This window comes from Diaphorobacter sp. HDW4B (assembly GCF_011305535.1).
Taxonomy (GTDB): Bacteria; Pseudomonadota; Gammaproteobacteria; order Burkholderiales; family Burkholderiaceae_C; genus Diaphorobacter_A.
The window spans coordinates 648109-671576 of sequence record NZ_CP049906.1; the positions used below are offsets into that span (position 1 = coordinate 648109).

The following is a 23468-nucleotide window of genomic DNA, read 5'->3' on the forward strand; positions in this document are numbered from 1 at the left end:
TTCATCCATCTCGGACTGTGCAGATGATTGCTCCGCCGCCCTCGTGAGCAACCCATGAGCGATCAGCAGTCCTTCAGTGCATGGGCCCACCAAGCCGTTTGCTCGCTCTGGATATCGCGTAGTTCACAAGGCAGTACAGCGCCGCGACCACGAGGTACACGGGCACGAGCGAGTGGTAATTGGCGATGAGCACTCTCGCGTTCTGCATGAGTTCGCCGTAGGTGACAACATAGCCGAATGTGGTGTCCTTCACCACGATGACCAGTTGCGCGACGAGTGCGGGAACGATGTAGCGAAGGGCCTGGGGAAAGACGATGGAGAAAAAAACCTGCGTTTCGGTCATCCCCAGACTCCGCGCGGCATCGGTCTGGCCGCGCGGAACGGCGAGCACGCCCGCACGGTAGACCTCGGCCACCACGGCTGCGGTACTGAGGCCGATGGGGAGGGTCAGCATCCAGTAGGTGCTCAGCTTCAGCCCGGCGGACGGCAGCACCAGAAAACACACGTAGATGAGCAGCAGCGTCGGCGTGCCGCGCAGGAACTCGATCACCGCGATGCTCGGCCATCGCACCAGCCGCGACTGTGCCAGACGGCCCACACACAGCACCAGCCCGAGCGTCAACGCGATGACGGCGGCCATCGCCGCCGATACCAAGGTGCCCAGCAGACCTTTGCCGAGAAATGCCCACGTCGTCGGCCACGCGAAGAAGCTCCAGTACCGGGCTTCGAGCTGCCCTGCGGAGTGAAACTGAAACGCGATGCCCGCAACCAGCAGGATCACCGCCGCCGCGATCACGCTCATCACCCGCGCAATGGTCTGCGCCTGTGGGCTTGGCGCACCGAACAGAATGTCTTCCAGTGGGCGGCTCATCGCAGTATCCGTACCTTCTTTTCCAATGCCCCGCCCGCCCAGCCGATGAGCAAGCCCGTCACCACGTACATAGCGGCCGCCACGGCGAACGCGGCGATGCCGGCTGCGGAGTCATTGGCGATCTTGGACACGAGCGCGGTGAGCTCCCGGCCCGGAAGCGGCACCTGCGACGCCAGCGAGGTCGACAGCATCAGCGCGATGAGCAGCGAGGTCATCGGCTGCACCACCGTGCGCAGCGCCTGCGGCAATACCACCGAAGTGATCACCTGCAGGGGCCGCATGCCCAGACTGAGTGCGGCCTCGATCTGGCCTCCGGCGACGGTGTTGATGCCCGAGCGCAGATAGTCCGCCGTGAATGCGGAGCACACCAGCACCAAAGTCAGGATCACGGCGGGCTCGTAGTCGATCAGGACGTTCAGATCAGGCAGAGCGAACACGATGAAGATCAGCAGCGCCACGCTCGGAATGTTGCGGAAGATCTCGACATAGACGGTCAGGACGAAACGCAGCGGAGGCAACGGAAACAGCCGCAGTACCGTGATGACCACACCCAGCAGGAAGCCGGGGACGAACGACACCAACGTGAGCTTCCAAGTCAGAAACAGGGCTTGCCCGAAGGCAGGCCCGTAGTCGGCAAGCAGCCGGGAGACACCGCCCATCGGTCAGGGAATGGCTGGCGGCGTCGGAGCGACCGTGCTGCCGGTACGCTGTCCAATGGAAATCGTCCACAGTTTGGTCCAGGTGCCGTCGGCCTCCAGCTTCTTCAGAAAGCCGTTGATGAAGGCCGCGCCGTCCGAGCCCTTGGGCAGTCCGATGCCATAGGGGTCTTTGTCGCCAAAGGGCGCACCCGCCAGCTTCGTGTCGCCCGTGCCGAGGCTCAGGGCATTGAGCAACAGCGTGTGGTCGGTCACGTAAGCTTCCACACGGCCTTGGCGCAGCGAATCGAGGGCTTCCTGATGCGTCTGGAATTCCTGCACGACCGCCTTGGGCGCGTGCTGCGCCAGAATCGCGGGGCCTGTGGATCCCGCTTGCGTGGCGACCCGCTTGCCCGCCAAGTCGTTGTACGACTGGATCGTCTTGTTGTTCGCCTTGACCAGCACCCCGGCCTGAGAAGTGTAGTAAGGCCCCGCGAACGAGATCTTCTCGGCGCGAGCGGGGGTGATCGAATAGGTCGCGAACACCATGTCCACCTGATCGTTGATCAGCACCTGCTCGCGCGTGGACGAGTTCACCTGCGTGAACTTGTACTTGGCACCATCGCCCAGAATATAGCGGGTGATGAGCTGGGCCAGCCCTGCATCGAAGCCACGGATCTTGCCGTCTTTCTCATTGAGCAGCGAGAAAAGATTCGAGGTTTGCGTGCTGCCAAGGCGCAGCGTGCCCGCCTGCTTGATCTTGCTGGCCCAGGTGCTCGATGCGATGGTTGCAGCGCTGGCGACGGGGCCCTGCGCAACCAGTGCGTCAAACGCCGCTGTATCGAGGGGCGCGCCCTGAGCGAAAAGGGATCCGCTGGAGACAAACGCCAGTGCTGCTACGGTGGATTTCAGAATGAATTGGATCGACATGGGATTCTCTTGAATGCTGCGTCACGTTGATCAATTTATAGCAGATATGGAATGCACGGACGGCTCGCCAGCTTGGGCAGACGGGGGGCTGGTCAGCCAGTGCCCGCAGCGGACCATAAAATCACATCCACATCACCATGTGAGGATCCGCCATGAGCCAGTATCCAGCAGATATCTATACAGAACCCGAGCCGAGCACCGACACGCTCGGCCACCTCGGCCCTTTGTCGGGCATGGCGGGAATCTGGACTGGTGCACGAGGGCTGGACGTCAACCCCAAGGCTGACGGGCCGGAAAAGCAGGCCTTCATCGAAACGATGGAACTGCAGCCCATCGACGCGCAGACCAACGGCCCCCAGCTCTTTTATGGTCTGCGCTACCACACCCAAATCTTCAAGCCCAATGACCCGGAAACGTTTCACGACCAAGTGGGCTATTGGCTGTGGGAGCCCGCAACCGGCACCCTGATTCAGACGCTGACCATTCCGCGTGGGCAAACCGCCATGGCCGTCGGGAAGACGACTGCCGATGCCACCACCTTCACGCTGGAAGCGGTGCGTGGATCGTTGACCAATGGGATCTCCTCCAATCCGTTTCTCGAACATGCGTTTCGCACCGAGCGATACACGATCACCGTGACCAAGCACCCCGATGGAACATGGTCATACGAGCAGACCACGGTGCTCGTGACGCCCGACCGTTCCGAGCCATTCGATCACACGGATCGAAATACACTCAAGAAGGTGGGGGAACCCACTCTCAATCCAACAGCTGTGGCCGCGCTCAAGCAAAGCCAGTGACTTGTTGGCTGGCATGTTGCGGTGGATGCGCACGGACAATGAAGTAATGCAGCGATACCGATTCAATGTGTTTGGGCGCATCGTCGATATTGAACGTGTGGGCGATGGCTGGCGCTGCCTTGAAGTAGGCAACGATGGCAAGCGTGCACCCATGCAACTGGCGGTTCCCTCGGATATCCCGGCGAACGAGCTCGTGGGATATCTCTACGCCATCTACCACGAGATGGCGACACCGACCAATGGTGATGTCCATCCGATGAGCAGTGAGTAGATTTCGTCCAGCCCCCAGGGACGATGACACGTGAAAACCCGCGAGCCCAATCTGACACGCTGTCGCCGCATTCATCTGACCAGATGACGAACACCCCAGATCCTTCGCCAGCGTCAACGCACATTCGGCTGCAATGACGAAGCGCAGGTTGCCCAAAATCATCACCCAGTTGAAGATTTGTAATAATATTTAACAGATTACTATCAAACCCAAGCCGTCGCTCGGGCTACTTTCGTCCATAGGTACCGGAGATTGACATGTTCAGTGTGCGCAACCCTTCAACCGCATTTTTCTTGGCATGTCTTGCGATCGGTGCAAGCATCTCCGCTCAAGCTGAGTCAATCCCTCACATAAGCGCGTCTCTTCAGTCGGATCGAATCGTCTGGTCGACATTGAAAGCCTATGGCACAGCCAGCCTGAGACTGGCACGACCCGATGGCAAAGTGGTCGACGTAGCGTTGGGCCAATCCGGTTTGGAGTTCACTGCACGATCCATCCCCGGACTGCCTGAAGGCAGCTATGTCTACGAACTGACCCTCACTCCACCACCGGACATGCCCGCCGCGCAAGCGCAGGCATCCATTCGGGAACGCGTGATTTCTGGTGCATTTACCCTTGTGGGCGGACAGATCGTCACGCCGGCAACAAGCAAGGCGTCACCTGTTCTCACCAAAGCCACTGTCGTGGCGGACGACCAGATCGTTCAAGGCAGCCTTTGCGTGGGTGCAAGCTGTGCCAACAACGAATCGTTTGGCTTTGACACCATTCGCCTCAAGTCCGCGAGCCCCCGCATTCATTTTCAAGACACCAGCACTAACGCGTTTCCAACCAATGACTGGCGATTGCTGGCCAACGATGGAGGCAGCAGCAATTTCGCACTGGACGACGTCACTTCTGGCAACCGCATCTTCAGCGTGACGGCCGGAGCTCCGAACAACAGTCTGTATGTCGCCGCGAATGGCAAGATCGGTTTGCGCACGGCCACCCCGATGCTGGATATCCATGCTGTGACCAGCGATACGCCCGCGATTCGCATGGAGCAGACCAACTCGGGCGGATATACCCCGCAAACTTGGGATATCGGTGCCAATGAAGCCAACTTCTTCGTCCGTGATATCACTGGCGGGAACAAGCTTCCGTTTCGCATCCGTCCCGGGGCACCTACCAGCAGCCTGGACATCGCTGCGAGCGGATACATTGGTGTGGGAACCGCCAGCCCGAGCACCGCACTGCACGTCACACGCACGGATGGCCAAGCCAAACTGTTGGTGGAAGAGGCCAACAGCAGCAATGCGCCTCGCACCTTGCTGGAGCTCTCCAACAACGGCTCGGCGGCCATGCGCTTTACCACTGACAGCAATACTGGCTGGGACATGACCGCAGGCAGCGCGCTCACACTGGCGACGCAGGGCGCATCCACTCCTCAGTTTTCATTGCAGTCCAACGGCAATCTCACCATCACGGGCACACTCAGCAATGGCTCCAGCCGACTCCTGAAAACGGCCATTGTCCCGGTGGATGGAGCCGCGCTGCTCGACAAGGTGTTGGCGCTGCCAATCTATCACTGGCGCTACAAGACCAGTCCCGCACAAGAACTCCATGTAGGCCCCATGGCGGAAGACTTCCGGCAGATGTTTCATCTGGGACATGACGACCGCAGCCTCGCCCCGGCCGATCTGGCAGGTGTCACATTGGGCGCGGTACAAGCGCTGGCCCAGAAGGTCCAGGAGCGTGAAGCCGACATTGCCGCCATCAAGGCACGCATATCCGCACTCGAAGCGCTGGTGATGCCAGGCACGAATGCATCAGATCGCTGATCGGGACGCGCCATGTCTTACCATCCCCACGTCCTGACTTCCATCCAAATCCGGCCTCAGGGACGCTCCCCTGCTCTGCTGAAACTCACCGGCACTCTTGCTGCGCTGATGATGCTGGGCGGGTTGCCAATGCAAGCCAGCTTTGCACAGGCTTCGAACAGTGCTTCAACGACGGGCCTGTCCACTTCACCGTTGACCGTCAGCACCACACTCACCTCTTCGCACCTGACGTGGAAAGCATCCGCAGCGCACGGATCTGCCACATTGCGACTGGTTCGCAGCGATGGCCAATGGCTGCGAGACATGGCTTTGCCATCCGATTCATTGACTTTGTCCGCACAGGACAATGCGTTGCCCGATGGGCAATACACCTTTGAACTGACGCTGGCACCCGCGCTGGCCACGCGCCGTCAACGAGCCGACGACGACAACGGGGCTTCAGCAACGGCCAATCCTCCCATGGGTGCCACGCAGTCCGGTACCGCGACCGTGCGTGATGGCCGCTTCGTCTTGCCCACTCTGGAGCCGACGAATGGCACTGCCGTTGCAAAGACCACTCCGTTCGCCAAAGATGTGGTGGTGGCTGACGACTCCATCGTTCAAGCCAACATGTGCGTAGGTTTTGACTGTGGCAGTGGGGGTGGCGAGACTTTCGGCAGCGATATGCTGCGCTTGAAAGAGAACAATCTGCGCATCAAGTTTGCCGAAACCCGCGTCGCACCCGACCCAACCCGTGAATGGCAAATCATTGCCAATGAGTCTAATTCGGGCGGTGCCAACTTTCTGGGCATTGACGATGTCACCGGTGTGCTCGGTCCGATCCGTTGGATGGCTGGAGCGCCGGCCGACAGCCTGATGGTTGATGCACAAGGACGTCTTGGTGTCAGAACCGCCACACCCGCGCAAGCTGTGCAAATGAGCACTGCCGACACGCCGGCCATTCGTCTTGAACAGAACAATACGACGGGATTCACCGCGCAGACTTGGGATGTGGCAGGCAATGAGGCCAACTTCTTTGTGCGCGACCTGAATCAGGGAAGTCTCCTTTCACTGCGCATTCGGCCCGGAGCACCGCAATCCAGCGTCGATATCGCTGGCAACGGTTTTGTCGGTTTGGGTACACCTCGCCCATCCGCAGCTTTGCATGTGCGCAGGGTCGATGGCCACAGCAACGTGCATATCGCAAACACCACCACAGCAAACACAGGCCCGCTGGTGGAGCTTCAAAACAAGGGGCCAGTCGTGGCTGCCTTTCTGCGCGGCTCGTCGACAACCCGCTGGACGGCGACTGCTGACACCGGCGATTTTCGGTTCGCTGGAGACTCGGGGACCACGGCTCTGGCGGTACAGGCCAATGGTGATCTGGTCGTGCCAGGCATACTGAGCCAAGGCTCCAGCCGTACGCTCAAGCACGACATCGTGCCCGTCGCCACCCATGCCATTTTGCAAAGCGTGCAGCAACTGCCGGTCTACGCATGGCGCTATTTGAGTGACCAAAATTCCAGCGTGCATCTGGGTCCCATGGCAGAGGACGTTCATCAGGCGACACAACTTGGCGAAAGCCCGCGCCGACTCGCTCCGAGCGACGTGGCAAGCCTCGCAGCTGCGGCCGTGCAGGCGCTGAATCAACAGTTGGCCGTGCGCGATGCGGAACTCAGCACCTTGATGCGACGCTTTCTGGAACTGGAATCCCGCCTGAGCGGACAAGTCAGGAGTCAGCCATGAATGACTTGGAACGTACGACATCCAGCGGTTTCAGATGCACTGCCTCGAAGGCTTGGCTCATCGGAGCCGCACTCCAACTTTCGGCGATCACCTGCGCGATGGCGCAAGCGTTCACGGTGACGCCATCGTCCATCGTCATGCCTGCCTCTGGAAGTGCGATCAACGTCACGCTCGTTCCATCTGGCGGCGTCGCACCGTATCAATACCTGCTGAGCGCAGGGCGTCTGCCCGCCGGGGTGAGCCTGTCGGGCGCAGGCGTGCTCAGTGGGACATTGGCAGAGAACTCACCGAACTTCACCATCACTGTCTCGGATGATCGCGGCGATGAAGTGGATGTGCTCAGCATTGTGATCGCTCTGACCGCCCAGCCAGCCCCGATGGTGGTTGGCAGTGCCACCAATGCGGTGCTTTCCGCAGCAGGTGGGTCGGGGCCCTACCAGTTTGCGTTGGCTCCGGGCGCCAGCCTGCCGGCAGGCCTCAGTCTGAACACCAACGGAAGCCTGAGCGGCACACCCACCACTTCAGGCACATTCACTGTGCCAGTAGTCATTACCGACAGCACCAGTGCCAGCACCACCGTCAACGCGACCTTCACCATCAATGCCGCACCCGTGGCGCTCAGCATTGCCACGCCACCTGCATTGAATGTCGGCAGCCCAGCCAGTGTCATCCTGATGGCCTCGGGCGGCACTGCACCCTATCAATTCGTGCTCACCAGCGGCAGCTTGCCCGCAGGACTGACCCTGAATTTGGATGGGTCCCTGACCGGCAGCCCAAGCGTTTCCGGAACAACGGTCGTGACCATCACAGTCACCGACAACACAGGTGTCAGCACTCCCAACCCGGTGACTTTTGTGGTGCACGCGGTATCAGCCGAAGCTGCCCCCACCCCGGTTCCGTGGAATGCGCCTTGGGCGCTGCTTTCCAGCTCGGCTTTGATTTTGCTGGGATGGTCGGGCATGAAGCGCAGGCGAAGGAAGGCCGTCAGTTCCCACTGACCACCACGTTTCCGCATCAGGCAACCGAGGGGGCTTCATCCTGAACCGCGCACAGGAGTTGGGTCCTCTCCATTGCGCTGATCAAGCGCCGTTCATCGGCAAGGAATCCACCTGACTGCATTCGCGGACGGGGTTGCTCCTTCACGCTATCATCCCGAAATCGCAGTCCCGCCCATATTGCAAACGCCAAGGCAATGCCGTCGGGACATGCGTGGATGACCGCTGAACAAGGTTCAGCATCGACCTCCTTTCCTGCGCATCATTCGCTGTGCTTGGTCTGCATGCCCGCGCGCTTGCATTTCCGAGATCTGCGATCCCCGTCTGTCCACCTTTCGCTCAGTTTCATCTCTCGTGTCATCCTCCAAACGCCAAGGATTCATCCTGACCCGCAATTGGCGAGATATACGAGCGGGCACCGAAATCGAGTACTGGTTGGCGACGGATACCGGGCCGTTGAAGGTGCTTCTGACAGGCCAGACGTCGGTGGCCTTTGTCGAGGACCGACACAAGGGTGCGGTGGAGGCGCTGCTTGGCGTCGTGCCTGACGTCGAATTGCGCGAGCTGGAACTCAAAAGCTTTCGACAGGCGCCCGTCTGGGGTGTCTATGCCAAGCATTTTCGCCAATTGGGGCGGCTTGCGCGCGCGCTCCAGCAGCAAGGTGTTTCCCTTCTCGAAGCCGACGTTCGTCCACACGAGCGCTACCTGATGGAGCGCTTCATCACCGCCGGTGTTGCGCTGGAAGGCGGACGAAACGACAACGCGACGCTGGTGGACTGCAAGCTCCTGCCTGCGCCGGATTTCAGGCCCGCACTGAAGGTCGTCTCGTTGGACATCGAGACCAGCCAGCACCAGGACCTGTATTCGATTGCTCTGGATGGCATGGACGAACGCGTGGTGTTCATGCTTGGCGAGCCGCCTGCCGATGCGTTACAGCCGACTGGCTTCGCGCTGATCCATTGCGCAACCCGCAAAGCGATGATCGACCATCTCAACGAATGGTTCGCACGCAATGACCCGGACATCATCATTGGATGGAACGTCATTCAGTTCGACCTGCGCGTGCTGCAGAAAACGGCGGATGACTGTGCGACGCCACTGCTTCTGGGCCGGGAAGGCAGGCCCATCGCATGGCGCACCCATCCGGGCAAGCAGGACTATCTGTTCGCTCCCATGCCGGGACGCGCGGTCATCGACGGCATCGAAGCGCTCCGGGCGGCCGTGTGGAGCTTTCCCTCTTTCAGTCTCGAAAACGTCTCTCAGGAGCTGCTTGGCGAGGGCAAGGACATCGGGGACGAATACGACAAGATGGCAGAAATCGAGCGGCGATTTCAGGAGGACAAGCCGTCTCTGGCCCTCTACAACATCCGGGACTGCGAGCTGGTTCTGCGCATCTTCGAGAAGGCCAAGCTGCTGCAGTTTGCCATGGAGCGCGCGCACACGACGGGCCTGCAGATCGACCATTTCGGGGGCTCGATCGCCGCGTTCAGCCACCACTATCTGCCGCGCATGCACCGCATGGGGTATGTGGCTCCGAACGTGGGCGATGTTCAGGGGAAGTCCTCTCCCGGCGGCTATGTGATGGACTCCAAGCCCGGCTTCTACGACTCCGTGGTGGTGCTGGACTACAAGAGCCTGTATCCCTCGATCATTCGCACCTTCCTTGTGGACCCGGTGGGATTGGCCGAGGGGCAACATGCGGACAGCCCGGAGCGGCTCATCAAGGGCCCGCGGGGCACGCTCTTCTCGCGCGAGAAGCATTGCCTGCCGGAAATCGTGACCACCTTGTGGCGCGCCCGTGACGAGGCCAAGCGCGCCAGGAACGAACCGCTGTCGCAGGCCCTCAAACTGGTGATGAATTCGTTCGCCGGGGTGCTGGGCGCATCGGAATGCCGCTTTTTCAATCCAGACTTGATCTCCGCGATCACCTTGCGCGGCCACGAGATGGTGAAGGTCACGCGGGACTTCGTGGAAAAGCGCGGCTACGAAGTCATCTATGGAGACACGGACTCGATTTTCATCTGGCTCAAGCGCACCCACTCCAACGAAGAGGCGCACGCGGTGGCGGCCGAGCTGGCGCGGGACATCAACGCTTGGTGGACGCAAACCTTGCGGGACGAACAGGACTTGGAGAGCTTTCTCGAAATCGAATTCGACACACACTACAAGAAGTTCTTCATGCCCACCATCCGGGGATCGGACGTGGGCAGCAAAAAGCGATACGCCGGTCTGAGCGTCGATGCCGCAGGCAAGGAAGCCATGATCTACCGGGGCCTCGAAATGGCCCGAAGCGACTGGACGCTTCTGGCCCGGCAGTTTCAGGAGGGCCTGCTGTCGCGCGTCTTCCAGGGTCTTCCTTATCGCGACTTCGTGATCGACTACGCGCACTCCACTCTGGCGGGCAAGAAGGATGATCTGCTCGTCTACCGCAAGCGCCTGCGTCACCGTCTGGACGACTACGTGGCGAACGTGCCGCCACAGGTGCGTGCCGCCCGCATTGCCGATGAGTACAACGTACGCATGGATCGGCCCAAGCAGTACCAGAACGGCGGCTGGATTCGATATGTCATGACCCAGGCAGGACCGGAACCCCTGGAAGCCCGGCGGTCGCCCATCGACTACGAGCACTACCTGAGCAAGCAGATTCAGCCCATTGCCGATTCGATACTTCAGCCCTTGGGGGAGGATTTCACGGCTTTGACGTCAGCCCAGCAGGAGTTGTTCTAGCACCAGCTTCGCCAAGCCAACCGCACGAGCAGAATGGCGAAGTGGCTGGCTGACGCCAATAGACAGGCGAACCCCTGCAGAATAGTTGACATTCCGACGCGGCAGTTTCTGCCAAAGCGAGCGCTCGACTGTCATCCCGCCTGTCTCTGATTGCGTTATGGTGACACTTGTTCGGAGCCCTATAAGGAGATCCTTGAATGCCTAAACGCACTATTGAGATTCGGGACCAAGCTGGCATGGTCGCATCGCCGGGCTTGCAGACTGCGCCTGTCCTGGATTTGATGTGTTCACATTTCGTGCTGACCTTGGCCTCCAAGCAGGGCTCCAAGTTCAATGTGCGTCGTGACATCAACGGATTGATGGCCTTGGCCGGTCGGCACCTGATGTGGCCCGATGCCGTGTTGAACCGCGTTCGCGAGTTTCTGTCGCGCCGCTGCAAGGACAACGATTCCTGGCGCGGGCATGAGCAGCTCTCCAACGAAGAGTTTCTGGAGCGGCATGGCGTCTGGCGTGGACCCTATGAAGAAGGCTCGCTGTTCTACTACTTGGACGAATACGCCAAAGACGCGCCCAAAGACCTGTTGACGCTGCTTTCCAGCACCGGCCAGTGGTTGAGCCACGCCGTCAAGAAGCAGTCGACTCTGGTCGAGACCAACATTGATTCGTTGGCCAACCTGCTGCAACTGAACAAAGCCGAGCGCGCTCTGCTGCTCTACGGCACGCTGGCGCGCCATCAGCGTGATCTGCGCAGCCTGCTCGTGGAGTTCAAGGTCAACAACGCACCTGAGGCCTACGCGGCCATTGCCGATCTCGCGGGCGTGCAAGCCACGGACGTGGCCGACGCCCTGCGCGCTGGTGGGCGTCTGGAGCGCATTGGGCTGGTCGAAAACCTGCTGTCCGAGAACAGCATCACCGATCTGGCCGACCTCATGAAGGTCAGCGAAAAACTGCCGCCCGTGCTCATGCGCGAGTACCGCGATCGTGCCGAACTGATGGCGGTGTTCACACGCCCCGCGACTCCCAGCGAACTCAAGGCCAACGACTTCGAGTTTGCGGGCGACGATGTGCAGGTGCTCGTCAACCTGCTGCGCAAAGCCATGCAGACCAAGGCGCTGGGCGTCAACGTGCTGCTGTACGGCCCTCCCGGCACGGGCAAGACCGAGCTGGCCAAAGTGGTCGCACGCGAAGCCGGTCTGGACTTGTTCGAGGTCGAATACGCAGACCGCGACGGCAACAGCCTCTCCGGTCGCGACCGTTATCGCTCGCTGCAGATTGCGCAAGTCTTTCTGAAAGGCGCGGAAGCCGCTGCCTTGTTGTTTGACGAGGTGGAAGACGTCTTCCCACCCATCAGCGTGGATGCGGCGGGCCTGATGGCGCGCGCCGACCAGCAGGCCATCAGCGCTGCGGTCAGTCACTCGGTGAACGGCAAGGCCTGGGTCAACCAGATCCTCGAATCCAACACCGTTCCCACCATCTGGGTGACCAACCGCATCGAGCAGATCGACCCGGCCTTCCGCCGTCGCTTTGCGTATCACCTCGAACTCAAATCGCCACCCCCCGGCGCACGTGAACAGCTCATCCGCAAGACGCTGGACGGCGTGGCCGTGAGCGATGCGTTCGTGGCCAAACTGACCGAGCGAAAGGGCTTGACCCCAGCGCAGATTCGCACCGCCGTGCGTTTTGCCGATCTGGCGCACGCCGGCCCGGAAGCGGGCGGCGAAGCCTTTGAAGCGCTGATCGACCGGCAGTTGAAGAACTCCGACGCCGCTCTGGGCCGCAAGCCTGATGGCAGCGCAAAGAAAGGCCGCCGCCAGGTCACCACCTACGACCTCGACATGCTGAATGTCGAAACCCGCTTCGAGATTCCACGCATCGTGGAAGCCCTGAAAGCGCGTGGTCACGGTGCCCTGTGCTTCTATGGCGCGCCCGGCACTGGCAAGACCGCGCTGGGCGAATACATCGCCGAGCATCTGGGCCAGCCGCTCATCGTGAAGCAGGCCAGCGATCTGGTCAGCAAGTTCGTGGGCGAAACCGAGCAGAACATGGCCGCCATGTTTGCCGAAGCCACACAGGAAAAAGCCGTGCTGCTGCTCGACGAAGCCGACAGCTTCCTGATGGATCGTCGCGGTGCGCAGCGCAGCTACGAAGTGACCGAGGTGAACGAAATGCTGCAGCAAATGGAACGCCACGACGGCGTGTTCATCTGCACCACCAACCTGCTCGACCGCATCGATCAGGCCGCCCTGCGTCGCTTTACCTTCAAGATCAAGTTCATGCCGCTGACGGCAGAGCAGCGCGAGAAAATGTTCATCACCGAAGCGCTGGCAGGTGATGCGCAGAAGCTCACGCCTGAAGTCAGCCGCCGCCTTGCCAAACTGGAGCAACTCGCCCCCGGCGACTTCGCTGCAGTCAAAAGACAGTGCGACATTCTGGCCGCAGAGTTCTCGGTGGAAGAGTTCATCGAGCAACTGGAGGCCGAGCACCGCATCAAACCCGAAGTGCGCGAGCAGCGGTCGATGGGGTTCGTGCAGTAGACGTGCCGACTGTCCGCAAATCAGAATCCATCAGAATGCGAACGCGTTATTTGCGCTCCAGTTGGCGATAGACCTCGGCGGATACACGGGCCAATTCGGCCCGTCCGGTCTGGGCAGACAGGGCATAGCGACAGGGCCAGATCCGCTAGGCAAAAGCCCCCTTCCAACGCATATCTCAGGCTCCGCAGATGCGGCGCACGCATGGGCTTGCCCATCCGTTTGGACAGCCATCCACTGACAGGTTGTGCATGAGGCTGAACCACCAGACGCGCTCCATTTTGTGCAGTCAAGTGGTTTCCCGATGGCGCACGGTATTGCAGCCGTACTCGACAAACTTTGAATGCAACCGTCGATGCAGCCATGCATCTACTTATACTTGTTGGAATGCTCGCTCCAGACAAACCAACTTTGAACGACGTGCGTATGCGCGGCTTCACTCAACGGACGGAAGTTCCTTCTGCACTGGCGTGGGTGGATGCCCAATCGGCAGCACCGTTGCCCGGTGAGACCATCGCGCTGGACCAAGCCAGCGGGCGGGTTCTGTTCGCGGATGTGATCGCGCCCATTGCCGTGCCTGAATTCGATCGCGCGGCGATGGATGGTTATGCGTTGCGTGGCAATGAGACGACCGGCGCGGGGGACTACCACCCGTTGGAACTTCCCGTCGTTGGGCATGCCTGGCCCGGCCGCCCGTTTGACGGAGTGGTGCCTGCCGGGGCCGCTGTTCGCATCATGACCGGAGCGCCCGTTCCCCATGGGCTGGATGCTGTCGTTCCCGCCGAATATGCCACCGAGCAGGATGGCCGCATCGCCATCACGCAAGCCGTCGCACCCGGTCAGCATGTGGGACGTGTGGGCGAAGACATTGGGCGCGGCAGTACCGCGTTGTCGGCGGGTCGACGTCTGCGTCCGCAGGATGTGGGCTTGGTGGCGTCGCTTGGGATTGCGCAATTGCAGGTGGTTCGACAGCCCCGCGTGCGTTTGTTGGTCACGGGCAATGAAGTGCGCGCGCCGGGATCGCCCAAGGGCACTTATGACATCTACGACGCCAACTCCATGACCTTGCACGGTTTGTTGGCGCGCGATGGTGCGGTGCTCGAATCGCATCAGCGACTTGGTGACGATCCGCTGGTCATCGAACAAGCGCTGGCCGCACCGGGTGCCGATGTCATTCTGATCTCGGGCGGCTCCAGCGTGGGTGCCGAAGACCATGCGCCGCGCTTGCTTGAAAAGCTCGGCGAGCTGGCGATCCATGGCGTGGCGATGCGTCCGTCCAGCCCGGCTGGCATGGGGCGCATCGACAGCGCACTGGTGTTTCTGCTGCCTGGCAATCCGGTGTCCTGCCTGTGCGCGTATGACTTTTTTGCAGGACGTGCCATCCGCCGTTTGGGTGGTCGACCCACCGATTGGCCCTACCCTGCGCAACGCGCGGTCGTGGCGCGAAAGATCGTCTCGCAAGTCGGTCGCGTGGACTATGTGCGCGTCAAGCTCGGGCCCGAAGGCGTCGAGCCGCTCGCGCTGTCGGGCGCGTCCATGCTCAGCACCACCACGCGGGCCGATGGCTTTGTGGTGGCTTCCGCGGAAAGCGAGGGCTTTGGCCCCGGCTCCGAAGTGACTGTCCATCTCTACGAATGTCCGTGAAAGCTCAATCGCAATTCCTCCAAGTCGTCACCCGGGACGAGGCCGAACGTCGCTTTCGCGAGCATCTGGCGCTGGTTCCTCTGGGTGCGCACATCATCCCCTTGCATGAGGCGCTGGGCCGCGTGCTGGCCGAAGACGTGTGCGCGAGCATCGACGTGCCGGGCTTTGATCGCTCCAATGTCGATGGATTTGCCGTGCAGGCCGCCGACACTTGGGGTGCGATGGAAGAAGACGTGCGCTCGCTCGCCCTGACCGACGAGTCGCTGGCTCCCGGCATCGTGCCGCGGCACGAAGTGACGGCTGGCACAGCCACGGCGATTGCCACTGGCGGCATGCTGCCACGCGGAGCCGATGCGGTGGTGATGGTCGAGTACACCGATGTGGAAGACGGCCAGGTCCACATCCGCCGCGCGGCAACGGCCGGTGAAAACGTGAGCTACGCGGGCACCGACATCGCACGCGGAGAGACCGTGCTGCGCGCAGGCCAGCCATTGAGTTCGCGCGAGATCGGCGTGCTGGCAGCCTTGGGTTTGGCCGAGGTGTCCGTGCACCGCAAACCGCGCGTGGCGATCTTTTCGACCGGCAATGAAATTGTTGCGCCCGGTGCGCCACTGCCTGTTGGTGCGGTGTATGACTCCAACGCTGCCATCATCAGCGCGGCTGTTCAGGAGCTTGGCGGCGAGCCCGTGCGCTTGGGCGTGATTCCCGATGACGAAGCCCTGCTCTCGGCAGCACTTCAGCAAGGTCTGACCTGCGACGCCGTGGTGTTTTCGGGCGGCACATCCAAGGGTGAAGGCGACCTCTCCTACCGCGTCGTGGCCGCATTGAAAGACCCCGGCATCGTGGCGCACGGCGTCGCGCTCAAGCCCGGCAAGCCCGTGTGTCTGGCCGTCACCGATGGCAAGCCCGTCGTGATTCTTCCGGGCTTTCCCACGTCGGCGGTCTTCACGTTTCATGAGTTTCTCGCGCCCGTGATCCGCGCGTTTGCAGGGCTTCCGCCGGAGCAACGCAAGCAGGTCCCGGCAACACTGCCCATGCGCATCAACTCCGAGCGCGGGCGCACCGAATATCTGCTCGTGGGCCTCGTGCCCACCGATGATGGTCTGTCCGCCTACCCCATGGGCAAAGGCTCGGGTTCGGTCACAACGTTCAGCGGCGCGGATGGCTTCATCACCATCGGCCAGCACACCGAAATTCTCGACGCAGGCGCTCCCGTGCAGGTCCAATTGCTGGGCGACGCGCTGGAGCCCGCCGATCTGATTTTGATCGGCAGCCACTGCGTAGGCCTCGACTGGCTCAGCGGCGAACTCATGCGCCAAGGCATTCGCATCAAGTCCATGAGCGTGGGCAGCACCGGCGGTCTGATGGCCGCCAAACGCGGCGAATGCGATGCTGCAGGCATCCACCTGATGGACCCTGCCACGGGTGAATACAACCGCCCTCTTCTCACGCCAGCGCTGGAACTGATCACCGGCTATGGCCGCATGCAGGGCATCGTCTACCGCCCCGGCGATGCGCGCTTCGAAGGCAAGAATGCAGCCGACGCCATGGCAGCCGCAATGGCCGACCCAGCATGCACCATGGTCAACCGCAACGCAGGCAGCGGCACGCGCATACTCATCGACCGACTGCTGGCCGGAGCCCAACCCGCAGGCTACGGCGTGCAGACCAAATCACATAACGCGGTAGCCGTAGCGGTTGCCCAGCAGCGCGCCGACTGGGGCCTGGCCATCGATACGGTCGCGCGGCAATACGGGCTCGGATTCATCCCGGTGCAGGAAGAACGCTACGACTTCGCCATCCCAAAGTCACGACTGGAGCGCGCTCCGGTGAAGGCGTTCATTGCGCTGCTGCAGTCCTCCGCTGCACGTGAAGCGCTGCGCGGGCTGGGGTTTCGTGTCGATTGAAATTCAGGAACCATTGATCACAGCCTCCATCTCAACTCGTCGATAAACGATGCGCCGTGCTTTCGCTTTTCTCGTCGTGATTCAACTGTTGGGATGCTCACCCAAGCCGCAGCCCGCTGACGACGTTTTCACGCTCACCAGCGGAGTTGACGTTGTGAGTGACGCGCTAGCCAATCAGAATGCGGAGATTTCCAACGTTCGCATCAGCGCTGAACAGGATTTCTATCTGGTCCGGGCACGTGCCTACTTTTACTCATCTGGAGCTTTTGACAAGCCGTGGGTAACTCTGACCAAAAATGGAATCGCAACCCTCAACTTGGGCACTTCAAAGAACGTCGTCTCACACCGCAGCGAATCTCTTCGAGATCTGGTGATCAGGATTGACAAAAACAGACTCGACGCCGGCACCGTCTTGTCTGTCTACAATTTGGACACATCAGAGGTGATGGCAAACCTTGCAATTCCTTGAGCACTTGAACACACCTGTTGCCAAGCAATCCCGCAACTTATGCTCCAGAGTTCATATGGTGCACAGCAGTTGATTCCTACAGAATCAGACTGCTTACACAACTCCACGAGTCATACCGCCGATGCACGCTCGCCAACGTTTTTATCTTTTCGCCCTCCCCGCTCTCGCTGCCGCTTCGCTGCTTGCAAACGCCGCTCAGGCGCAGGACAAGTTCATCGTGATGGCATCGACGACGTCGACCGAGCAGTCGGGGTTGTTCAAGCAATTGCTGCCGCAGTTCACCAAGGATTCGGGCATTGACGTGCGAGTCGTGGCTGTGGGTACAGGTCAGGCGCTGGACATGGCGCGTCGCGGCGATGCCGACATTCTGTTCGTGCACGACCAGCCGGCCGAGGAAAAGTTTGTGGCCGAGGGCTTTGGGCTGGAGCGCAAGCCGGTGATGTACAACGATTTCATTCTGGTCGGCCCCAAGGCGGACCCGGCGGGCACGCGTGGCAGCAATATCGCCAGTGCGTTGAAGGCGCTCAATGACAAGAGCGCGGCGTTTGTCTCGCGCGGCGACAAGAGCGGCACGCATTCGGCCGAGCTGCGCCAGTGGAAGCTCGCGGGTGTCGATCTGGCAGCGGCCAAGCCCGCAGGCTACAAGGAATGCGGCTGCGGCATGGGGCAGGCGCTCAATATCGGCTCGTCGACCAATGCCTATGTGCTGTCGGATCGCGGCACCTGGTTGAACTTCAAAAACCGTGGTGATCTGGCGATTCTGGTGGAAGGCGACAAGCAGCTCTTCAATCAGTACGGCGTGATCGTGGTGAACCCTGCCAAGCATCCGCACACCAAGAAGGATTACGCGCAGGCGTTCTCCGACTGGGTGGTTTCGCCCAAGGGGCAGGAAGCCATCGCCTCGTACAAGATCGGTGGCGAGCAACTGTTCTTCCCGAACGCCAACAAAGCACAGTAACGGCTCCCAGCAAGCCAGCACCTTCACGCGGCATCGTGCTCACGGTGCCGTGGCTTCTCTGCGCGTGAGACACTGCGGGGAATTCAGCAGTTTTCGTCCATGTCATCTTCACGCCGCGGCATTCATCTTCGCTACACCTTCGAGACCCCCAAGCCCTCCGGCCAGTTGGGGGCCGAGATCGAGAACCCGCTTTTCGATCTGCTCTCCGCTCTCGAAACCCATGGCTCGATCAGCGCAGCGGCGCGGGCGCAGAACGGCTCGTACCGCCACGCGTGGAGTTCGCTCAAGCATTGGGAGAGCGTTCTTGGCGCACCGCTGGTGCAATGGGAACAAGGCAAGCGCGCGCGGCTCACGCCTTTTGCGCAGCGCCTGATGTGGGCCGAGCGCCAGGCACGCGTGCGCATGACACCGCACGTCGAAGCCTTGCGCGCCGAACTCGCGCGCGTGTTTGCATTGGCCGATGATGCATCGCTGCAGGTGCTTGAAATCTTCGCCAGCCACGATCTGGGCCTGCCGCGACTGCAAGCCTTGGCAGAAGAATGCGATGGTCTGCACATCGGCCTGCGCTTTGCGGGCAGCCAGGAAGCACTGCGTGCGCTCAATGACGGTCGCTGCCGCGTGGCAGGGTTTCATGTGGCGCAGGATGCGACCTCCACCAGCGTGATGGCGAAGGCGCTGCGCCCGCTGCTGCAGCCAGGCAAGCACAAGCTCATCGGCAGCCACTGGCGGCGGCAGGGCTGGATCTGGCGCACAGGCGAAACCCGGCCCGACAGCATTGCCGCGCTGCGCGGTGGTCGCTGGCGATTTGTCTCGCGCCAGCCAGCGTCCGGTACGCGTTTGCTGACCGATCATCTGGTGGCGCAAAGCGCGGTATTGCCTGAAGACGTACCGGGCTACACCACACACATGGAAGACACGCATGTGGCGGTGGCCGCGAGCATTGCCGCAGGCGTGGGCGATGTGGGCATCGGCATCGAGGCCGCAGCCATCGAGGCGGGCCTTGCGTTCTCACCCCTCGTGGACGAGAACTACTACCTGCTTTGCCTGAAGGAAGATCTGGACACGCCGCCGCTGCGTGCATTGCGCGAGCGGCTTGCCTCTGATGCGTGGGCCGAGGTGCTGCAAAAGCTCCCCGGCTACGGCGTGAACCGACCGGGCGAAGTGCTCTCGCTCACGCAGGCACTGCCTTGGTGGCGCTACGCCACGCCCAAATCCTGAGTCGGCCTTTCAACGGTCTGAAAGTTTTCAACGCTGCAACTGCTGCAGCTCTTCCTTGGTATTGGCGTTGAAAAACGCGGCAAACTCGTCGAACGGCACTTCGATGACGCGATGCAGCGCGGTCCACTTGTCGAACTTGCGCTCGCCCGCGTGCAAATAGGCGACCAAACTTTCCACCAGATCGGTGCGCAGCAGGCAGAACACTGGCTGCCTGCGCAGCTCGCCCTCTTCCTGCGTGGACACCATGGCGATGTCTGCGCCCTGCTCCGCCGCTGCATTGGCGAGGCGCTCAACAAAGTCCTGCGGAAACTCCGGCGTGTCGCAAGGCACCGTCACCAGCCACGGGGTTTCCGCATGCTCCAAACCGGTCAGCAAGCCCGCCAGCGGACCCGCATAGCCATCGATGGAATCGGGCCACACTGGCGCGCCCATGGCCTCGTAAGCCGAGAGGTTGCGGTTGGCGCTGATCATGCACGCCCCCACCTGCGGCTGCAGACGCAGCAAGGCGTGCAGCGCCAAGGGCACGCCGCGATGGTTCTGCAATCCTTTGTCGACGCCGCCCATCCGGCTGCCCCGGCCACCGGCCAACACCAGGCCGGTAATGTCTTCTTTGCGAATGCTGTTGCTGCTGTTATTGCTGCTCATATGCGGACCGTTCATGCTTCCAGCAGGTCGAACGCCTGCGCTTCCACCACCACAAAAGCCTTGGTCATCACGGCGATGGAACGCCACAAATGCGCGGCGGGCTGCTCGTTCACGGCATCGCACAACTGATCGACCCAGGTCTGCACATGGTTGCGGAAAAATCGCCGTTGCTGCTCCAGATTGCTCACGCCCGCATCGTCACCGGCGATCAGATAACGCATCACCTCGAACACATAGGCGATATGGTCCTCGGTCTCGAGTTGCGTTTCATCGCGCGTGAGACCGAGTGCTGCCAGATCGCTGCGCAATTGCGCGAGTGGCTTTTCGTTCATGAAACCCGCAAGAAAATACGAGGCATAAGCAAACACCTCCGGCTTGCCAACGCCTTGGAAAAGCGCGGCAAATTCCAATGCTGCGGCTTCGACCGTGGTCTCGCGCATGGCGGCAACCAAGGCCTGCCACGGCGCTTCGAGATAGCCGCCCGGCTCGGGGGCTTCAGTCACCGCGACCTTGAATTGCTGCAGCAAAGCCGCATCGGGCGGCGCAAGCCACAGGCGCGCAAGCAGGCCATAGAGTTCGGCGCGGGCAATCTCTTCGCTGAAGGGCTCGGTACGGATGGGCTGGGTAGTCACAGTTCGTTGATGCGTTGTTCGTTGGAGTTGGAATACATGTCGATGACGCGGCAGTCCGAGCACATCTTGAGCCGTTCGGCAGCCGCGCCCTGGAACGCGGCATGCCCTGCAAGCTTGGCCATCATGTTCTCGATGCCGCGCAGCGTACCAAACGGTTTGGCGCAGCGCACGCAATGAAACGGCTGCGCCTCGTGCAGCACGCGGGCTTGTTGACGGGTGCGACCGCCATCGGCCAGCAGCAAACGCGGCTCCAGTTCGATGGCGTTTTCCGGGCAGGTGGTCAGGCACAGGCCGCATTGCACGCAGTTCTTTTCGATGAAGCGGATCTGCGGTTGATCGGCATTGTCAGCCAGCGCGCTCGACGGGCAGGCACCGACGCAAGACAGGCACAGCGTGCACTTGTTCGCATCGACCTTCAGACTGCCGTAAAGCGCACCAGCTCTGGGCAGCTCGATCACATCGGGCACCGTCGCAGTCTGCGCGAGCAGATGCGCCAGCGCCATCTCCAGCGTGTCGCGTTTGTCCGCCAGCACGTTGAAGCTTGCGGGTTTGGCAACGCCCTGCGCCGCCGGTGCCTGCAACGCGGCATCCAGCGTGTGGATGGCCGATGCCTTGATCAGCCGGAAATGCTCGCCCGCAAAACCCAGACCACTCACGATGGCCTGTGCCTGCGCCATCTGTTGGCTCAGTGCCTCCAGATACTGCGGCGCTTCGGCATCGCCCACCAGCACCCAGACCTGATTGGCACCTTGCGCAAAGGCCGAGAGCCACACGTCCATACCCACACTGGCGTTGTGCCACAAGGCCAGCGGCAGCACGCGCGCGGGCACGCCATGCGCGCGACCAGCGCTCGCGGCGCGGCCAAGGGCGTTGATGTGCTCGGTGCCTTCCTTTTCGCTGTGCAGCAGCAAGGCCGCGTTGCGACCACCGGCTGCGGAATACGCACGCAGCATGGTGTGAATGCGCTTGCCCAGATCGACCGGGCCCGGATAGCCGTACGTCAGAGCGCCGGTCGGACACACCGTGCTGCAGGCACCGCAGCCCATGCACAGATGCGGTTCGACAAAAATGCCCGCAGTGACCGTGGCCGTAGTGCCGCGAGCACGTCCGGCGGTCTTGCCCTTGAGCGATGCGTCCGAGCGGATGGCCTGCGTCGAGCAGACATCGATGCACGCCGAGCAACCGATCTGCTGGTTGCGGCTGTGCGCGCACAGGCGTTGTTCGTAGTGGAAATACTTGGGCTTTTCAAACTCGCCAACCATCTCGCGCAGTTCCATGACGACGCGAATCAGCTCGTCGTCGCCCGCCGCGTGGAAATAGCCTTGTGGCGGCTCGTGCATGGTGAATGCGGGCGCGGCCTGCAGATCGAGCACCAGATCGAAGCGGCCTTCGTCGGTGCGAGCGCTGCGGTTGAAATCGATGGCCCCCGCCGCCTCGCAGGCCACCACGCAGTCGCGGTGTGACTTGCAGCGCGCCATGTCGATCTGGTATCCAAAGTCGATGGCACCTTCGGGGCAGGCTTTGATGCAGGCATTGCAGCGCGTGCACAGATCGAGATCGATGGGATTGGCGTTCTCCCAGGCCGCATCGAAAGCGCCCAGCCAACCCGTCAGGCGACTCAACTTGCCGCGCATGACCACGCGTTCGTGCTGCTGCGGCAATTCACCGCCATCGACGAGCAAGGTCACATCGAGCTTGTCCGCAAGCATTGCGGCGGCTGCTTCGGCGCGCGCGCCAGAGCCGACCACAAGGCAGCGCCCCGCAGATCGATAACTGACGGTGGACACCGGCTCGGGCGGCGGCAGTTGCGCCGCTGCAATCAATGCCGCGAGCTTGGCCGTGGAGGCAGCGCCATCACGCGACCAGCCGCCGGTTTCGCGCACATTGACGAAGCGGATCGGCCGCTCGGCAAGGCTTGGCGCGCCCTCGGTCTGCTCGGCCAGCTCCGCAAACAAGCGGCTCTCTTGCGTGCAGGCCACCACCAGTTCTTCGCCCGACTTGGCCGCGCGCTGGAACGCTGGCGCTTCCCGTCGGCACAGCACGGTGTGGGCGTCGGCAACTCCGTCAGCGCTGGCGTTGGGCGTTGCCGTCAAGGCCCGGGCCAGCGCCGGGCGGTCCAGGGTCATGGTGCGATTGCAATCGCAGATCAGGGTCTTCATCGTGGACTTTCATCGCGGCCGCATCGGGGTCATTTGCGGTGTTTGCGGCGGGAGAAATGGCGGCCGATACGTTGTCGGCAGCGCATTCGGGGGGATTCTTCTTGTCGTCGGTCTCGACTTCCGGCTCGACCAATCCCAGATAGGCCGCCTGGGCCATTTTCTTGAGCATGGCCGCCGGCAGCGGATCGGGTTTGTTGTAGTCGTCGATGTAGGTATCGAGCCCATCCATCACGTTGAAATGCGGATCGCTGAACAGCTTCTTGAGCGCCGCGTTGCGCACCTCGCCGCTGACTTCGGGCGTCACAAAGCGGGTGAAATCGGAATCGCGACCCAGCGCGGCGACATCGTCCAGCGTCGGCAACGGAGGCTGCTCAGCGGCGTCCGGCAGCGCCTTGTCGATCGGCATGTCCGGTGCTGGCGAAACCACGGCAGGAACCGGCTGCGCAGGCTCATCCAAAGGAGCATCGTTTTGCTTGGCCTGCACCTTGCGCCGCGACCAGCGCGACAGAAAGCCGTCGTTGTCTGCCATGGCGA

General features: G+C 61.6%; 19 protein-coding genes. 12 read left to right on the top strand and 7 right to left on the bottom strand.

Features of this window, described 5'->3' with window-relative positions; all coding sequences use genetic code 11:
- Positions 1 to 73 precede the first annotated feature (73 nt).
- The 3 genes from G7048_RS27830 to G7048_RS27840 are packed head-to-tail and all read right to left on the bottom strand — an operon-like array spanning position 74 to position 2436.
- Positions 74 to 871, bottom strand: coding sequence for an amino acid ABC transporter permease (locus tag G7048_RS27830; RefSeq protein ID WP_166071724.1), 798 nt, complete (start codon positions 869 to 871; stop codon positions 74 to 76).
- The gene (locus G7048_RS27835; RefSeq protein WP_166071725.1) at positions 868 to 1530 is read right to left on the bottom strand and encodes an amino acid ABC transporter permease; all 663 of its coding nucleotides are present in this window, start codon (positions 1528 to 1530) and stop codon (positions 868 to 870) included. Before G7048_RS27835 ends, G7048_RS27830 begins: the two co-directional genes overlap by 4 nt.
- Positions 1531 to 1533: 3 nt before the next feature.
- The gene (locus G7048_RS27840) at positions 1534 to 2436 is read right to left on the bottom strand and encodes a glutamate ABC transporter substrate-binding protein (protein ID WP_166071726.1); all 903 of its coding nucleotides are present in this window, start codon (positions 2434 to 2436) and stop codon (positions 1534 to 1536) included.
- A gap of 152 nt (positions 2437 to 2588) precedes the next feature.
- Here G7048_RS27840 and G7048_RS27845 point away from each other — a divergent pair, with 152 nt between their 5' ends.
- The 12 genes from G7048_RS27845 to G7048_RS27900 all read left to right on the top strand — a co-directional run bounded on the left by G7048_RS27845 (position 2589) and on the right by G7048_RS27900 (position 19498).
- Positions 2589 to 3236 (top strand): FABP family protein, encoded by a 648-nt coding sequence (locus tag G7048_RS27845; RefSeq protein WP_166071727.1) that lies wholly within the window; start codon positions 2589 to 2591, stop codon positions 3234 to 3236.
- Between the two features lie 46 nt (positions 3237 to 3282).
- The gene (locus tag G7048_RS27850; protein WP_166071728.1) at positions 3283 to 3507 is read left to right on the top strand and encodes a hypothetical protein; all 225 of its coding nucleotides are present in this window, start codon (positions 3283 to 3285) and stop codon (positions 3505 to 3507) included.
- A 443-nt stretch (positions 3508 to 3950) separates the two neighbouring features.
- Positions 3951 to 5324 carry a tail fiber domain-containing protein gene (locus G7048_RS27855; RefSeq protein ID WP_166071729.1) on the top strand — a complete coding sequence of 458 codons (1374 nt, stop codon included), beginning with the start codon at positions 3951 to 3953 and terminating at the stop codon, positions 5322 to 5324.
- 12 nt (positions 5325 to 5336) lie between these two features.
- Complete coding sequence (locus tag G7048_RS27860; RefSeq protein ID WP_166071730.1) at positions 5337 to 7049, top strand: tail fiber domain-containing protein; 1713 nt, start codon at positions 5337 to 5339, stop codon at positions 7047 to 7049.
- Positions 7046 to 8047: an Ig domain-containing protein gene (locus G7048_RS27865; protein ID WP_166071731.1), complete on the top strand. Its 1002-nt coding sequence runs from the start codon at positions 7046 to 7048 to the stop codon at positions 8045 to 8047. Before G7048_RS27860 ends, G7048_RS27865 begins: the two co-directional genes overlap by 4 nt.
- Before the next feature lie 351 nt (positions 8048 to 8398).
- Complete coding sequence (locus G7048_RS27870; RefSeq protein ID WP_166071732.1) at positions 8399 to 10771, top strand: DNA polymerase II; 2373 nt, start codon at positions 8399 to 8401, stop codon at positions 10769 to 10771.
- A gap of 197 nt (positions 10772 to 10968) precedes the next feature.
- Positions 10969 to 13305, top strand: coding sequence for an ATP-binding protein (locus G7048_RS27875; protein WP_166071733.1), 2337 nt, complete (start codon positions 10969 to 10971; stop codon positions 13303 to 13305).
- A 417-nt stretch (positions 13306 to 13722) separates the two neighbouring features.
- A complete protein-coding gene (glp, locus tag G7048_RS27880; RefSeq protein WP_240933428.1) occupies positions 13723 to 14946 on the top strand; it encodes a gephyrin-like molybdotransferase Glp in 1224 nt (407 codons plus the stop codon).
- Positions 14937 to 16853 carry a molybdopterin biosynthesis protein gene (locus G7048_RS27885; protein WP_166071734.1) on the top strand — a complete coding sequence of 639 codons (1917 nt, stop codon included), beginning with the start codon at positions 14937 to 14939 and terminating at the stop codon, positions 16851 to 16853. The genes glp and G7048_RS27885 overlap by 10 nt, the downstream gene beginning before the upstream one ends.
- Positions 16854 to 16902: 49 nt before the next feature.
- Entirely contained in the window at positions 16903 to 17322 is a 420-nt protein-coding gene (locus G7048_RS27890; protein WP_166071735.1) for a hypothetical protein, read from the top strand.
- Positions 17323 to 17443: 121 nt separating this feature from the next.
- Complete coding sequence (locus G7048_RS27895) at positions 17444 to 18280, top strand: substrate-binding domain-containing protein (RefSeq protein ID WP_166071736.1); 837 nt, start codon at positions 17444 to 17446, stop codon at positions 18278 to 18280.
- 99 nt (positions 18281 to 18379) lie between these two features.
- The gene (locus tag G7048_RS27900; RefSeq protein ID WP_166071737.1) at positions 18380 to 19498 is read left to right on the top strand and encodes a substrate-binding domain-containing protein; all 1119 of its coding nucleotides are present in this window, start codon (positions 18380 to 18382) and stop codon (positions 19496 to 19498) included.
- 27 nt (positions 19499 to 19525) lie between these two features.
- On the opposite strand, the gene mobA is transcribed toward G7048_RS27900, so the two are convergent.
- From mobA to G7048_RS27920, 4 genes are read right to left on the bottom strand one after another with little or no spacing between them, the layout of a single operon-like run.
- Entirely contained in the window at positions 19526 to 20143 is a 618-nt protein-coding gene (mobA, locus tag G7048_RS27905) for a molybdenum cofactor guanylyltransferase MobA (protein ID WP_166071738.1), read from the bottom strand.
- An 11-nt stretch (positions 20144 to 20154) separates the two neighbouring features.
- Positions 20155 to 20775 (bottom strand): molecular chaperone, encoded by a 621-nt coding sequence (locus tag G7048_RS27910; RefSeq protein ID WP_166071739.1) that lies wholly within the window; start codon positions 20773 to 20775, stop codon positions 20155 to 20157.
- Entirely contained in the window at positions 20772 to 22934 is a 2163-nt protein-coding gene (locus G7048_RS27915) for a 4Fe-4S binding protein (RefSeq protein ID WP_166071740.1), read from the bottom strand. The genes G7048_RS27910 and G7048_RS27915 overlap by 4 nt, the downstream gene beginning before the upstream one ends.
- Positions 22840 to 23463, bottom strand: a complete 624-nt coding sequence (locus tag G7048_RS27920) for a DUF3306 domain-containing protein (protein ID WP_166071741.1) — start codon at positions 23461 to 23463, stop codon at positions 22840 to 22842. The genes G7048_RS27915 and G7048_RS27920 overlap by 95 nt, the downstream gene beginning before the upstream one ends.
- Positions 23464 to 23468 lie beyond the last annotated feature (5 nt).

Coding starts and splice junctions, on each gene's coding strand:
- G7048_RS27830 (WP_166071724.1), bottom strand. CDS start 871: ATGAGCCGCCCACTGGAAGACATTCTGTTCGGTGCGCCAAGCCCACAG.
- G7048_RS27835 (WP_166071725.1), bottom strand. CDS start 1,530: ATGGGCGGTGTCTCCCGGCTGCTTGCCGACTACGGGCCTGCCTTCGGG.
- G7048_RS27840 (WP_166071726.1), bottom strand. CDS start 2,436: ATGTCGATCCAATTCATTCTGAAATCCACCGTAGCAGCACTGGCGTTT.
- G7048_RS27845 (WP_166071727.1), top strand. CDS start 2,589: ATGAGCCAGTATCCAGCAGATATCTATACAGAACCCGAGCCGAGCACC.
- G7048_RS27850 (WP_166071728.1), top strand. CDS start 3,283: ATGCAGCGATACCGATTCAATGTGTTTGGGCGCATCGTCGATATTGAA.
- G7048_RS27860 (WP_166071730.1), top strand. CDS start 5,337: ATGTCTTACCATCCCCACGTCCTGACTTCCATCCAAATCCGGCCTCAG.
- G7048_RS27865 (WP_166071731.1), top strand. CDS start 7,046: ATGAATGACTTGGAACGTACGACATCCAGCGGTTTCAGATGCACTGCC.
- G7048_RS27875 (WP_166071733.1), top strand. CDS start 10,969: ATGCCTAAACGCACTATTGAGATTCGGGACCAAGCTGGCATGGTCGCA.
- G7048_RS27885 (WP_166071734.1), top strand. CDS start 14,937: ATGTCCGTGAAAGCTCAATCGCAATTCCTCCAAGTCGTCACCCGGGAC.
- G7048_RS27890 (WP_166071735.1), top strand. CDS start 16,903: ATGCGCCGTGCTTTCGCTTTTCTCGTCGTGATTCAACTGTTGGGATGC.
- G7048_RS27895 (WP_166071736.1), top strand. CDS start 17,444: ATGCACGCTCGCCAACGTTTTTATCTTTTCGCCCTCCCCGCTCTCGCT.
- G7048_RS27900 (WP_166071737.1), top strand. CDS start 18,380: ATGTCATCTTCACGCCGCGGCATTCATCTTCGCTACACCTTCGAGACC.
- mobA (WP_166071738.1), bottom strand. CDS start 20,143: ATGAGCAGCAATAACAGCAGCAACAGCATTCGCAAAGAAGACATTACC.
- G7048_RS27915 (WP_166071740.1), bottom strand. CDS start 22,934: ATGAAGACCCTGATCTGCGATTGCAATCGCACCATGACCCTGGACCGC.
- G7048_RS27920 (WP_166071741.1), bottom strand. CDS start 23,463: ATGGCAGACAACGACGGCTTTCTGTCGCGCTGGTCGCGGCGCAAGGTG.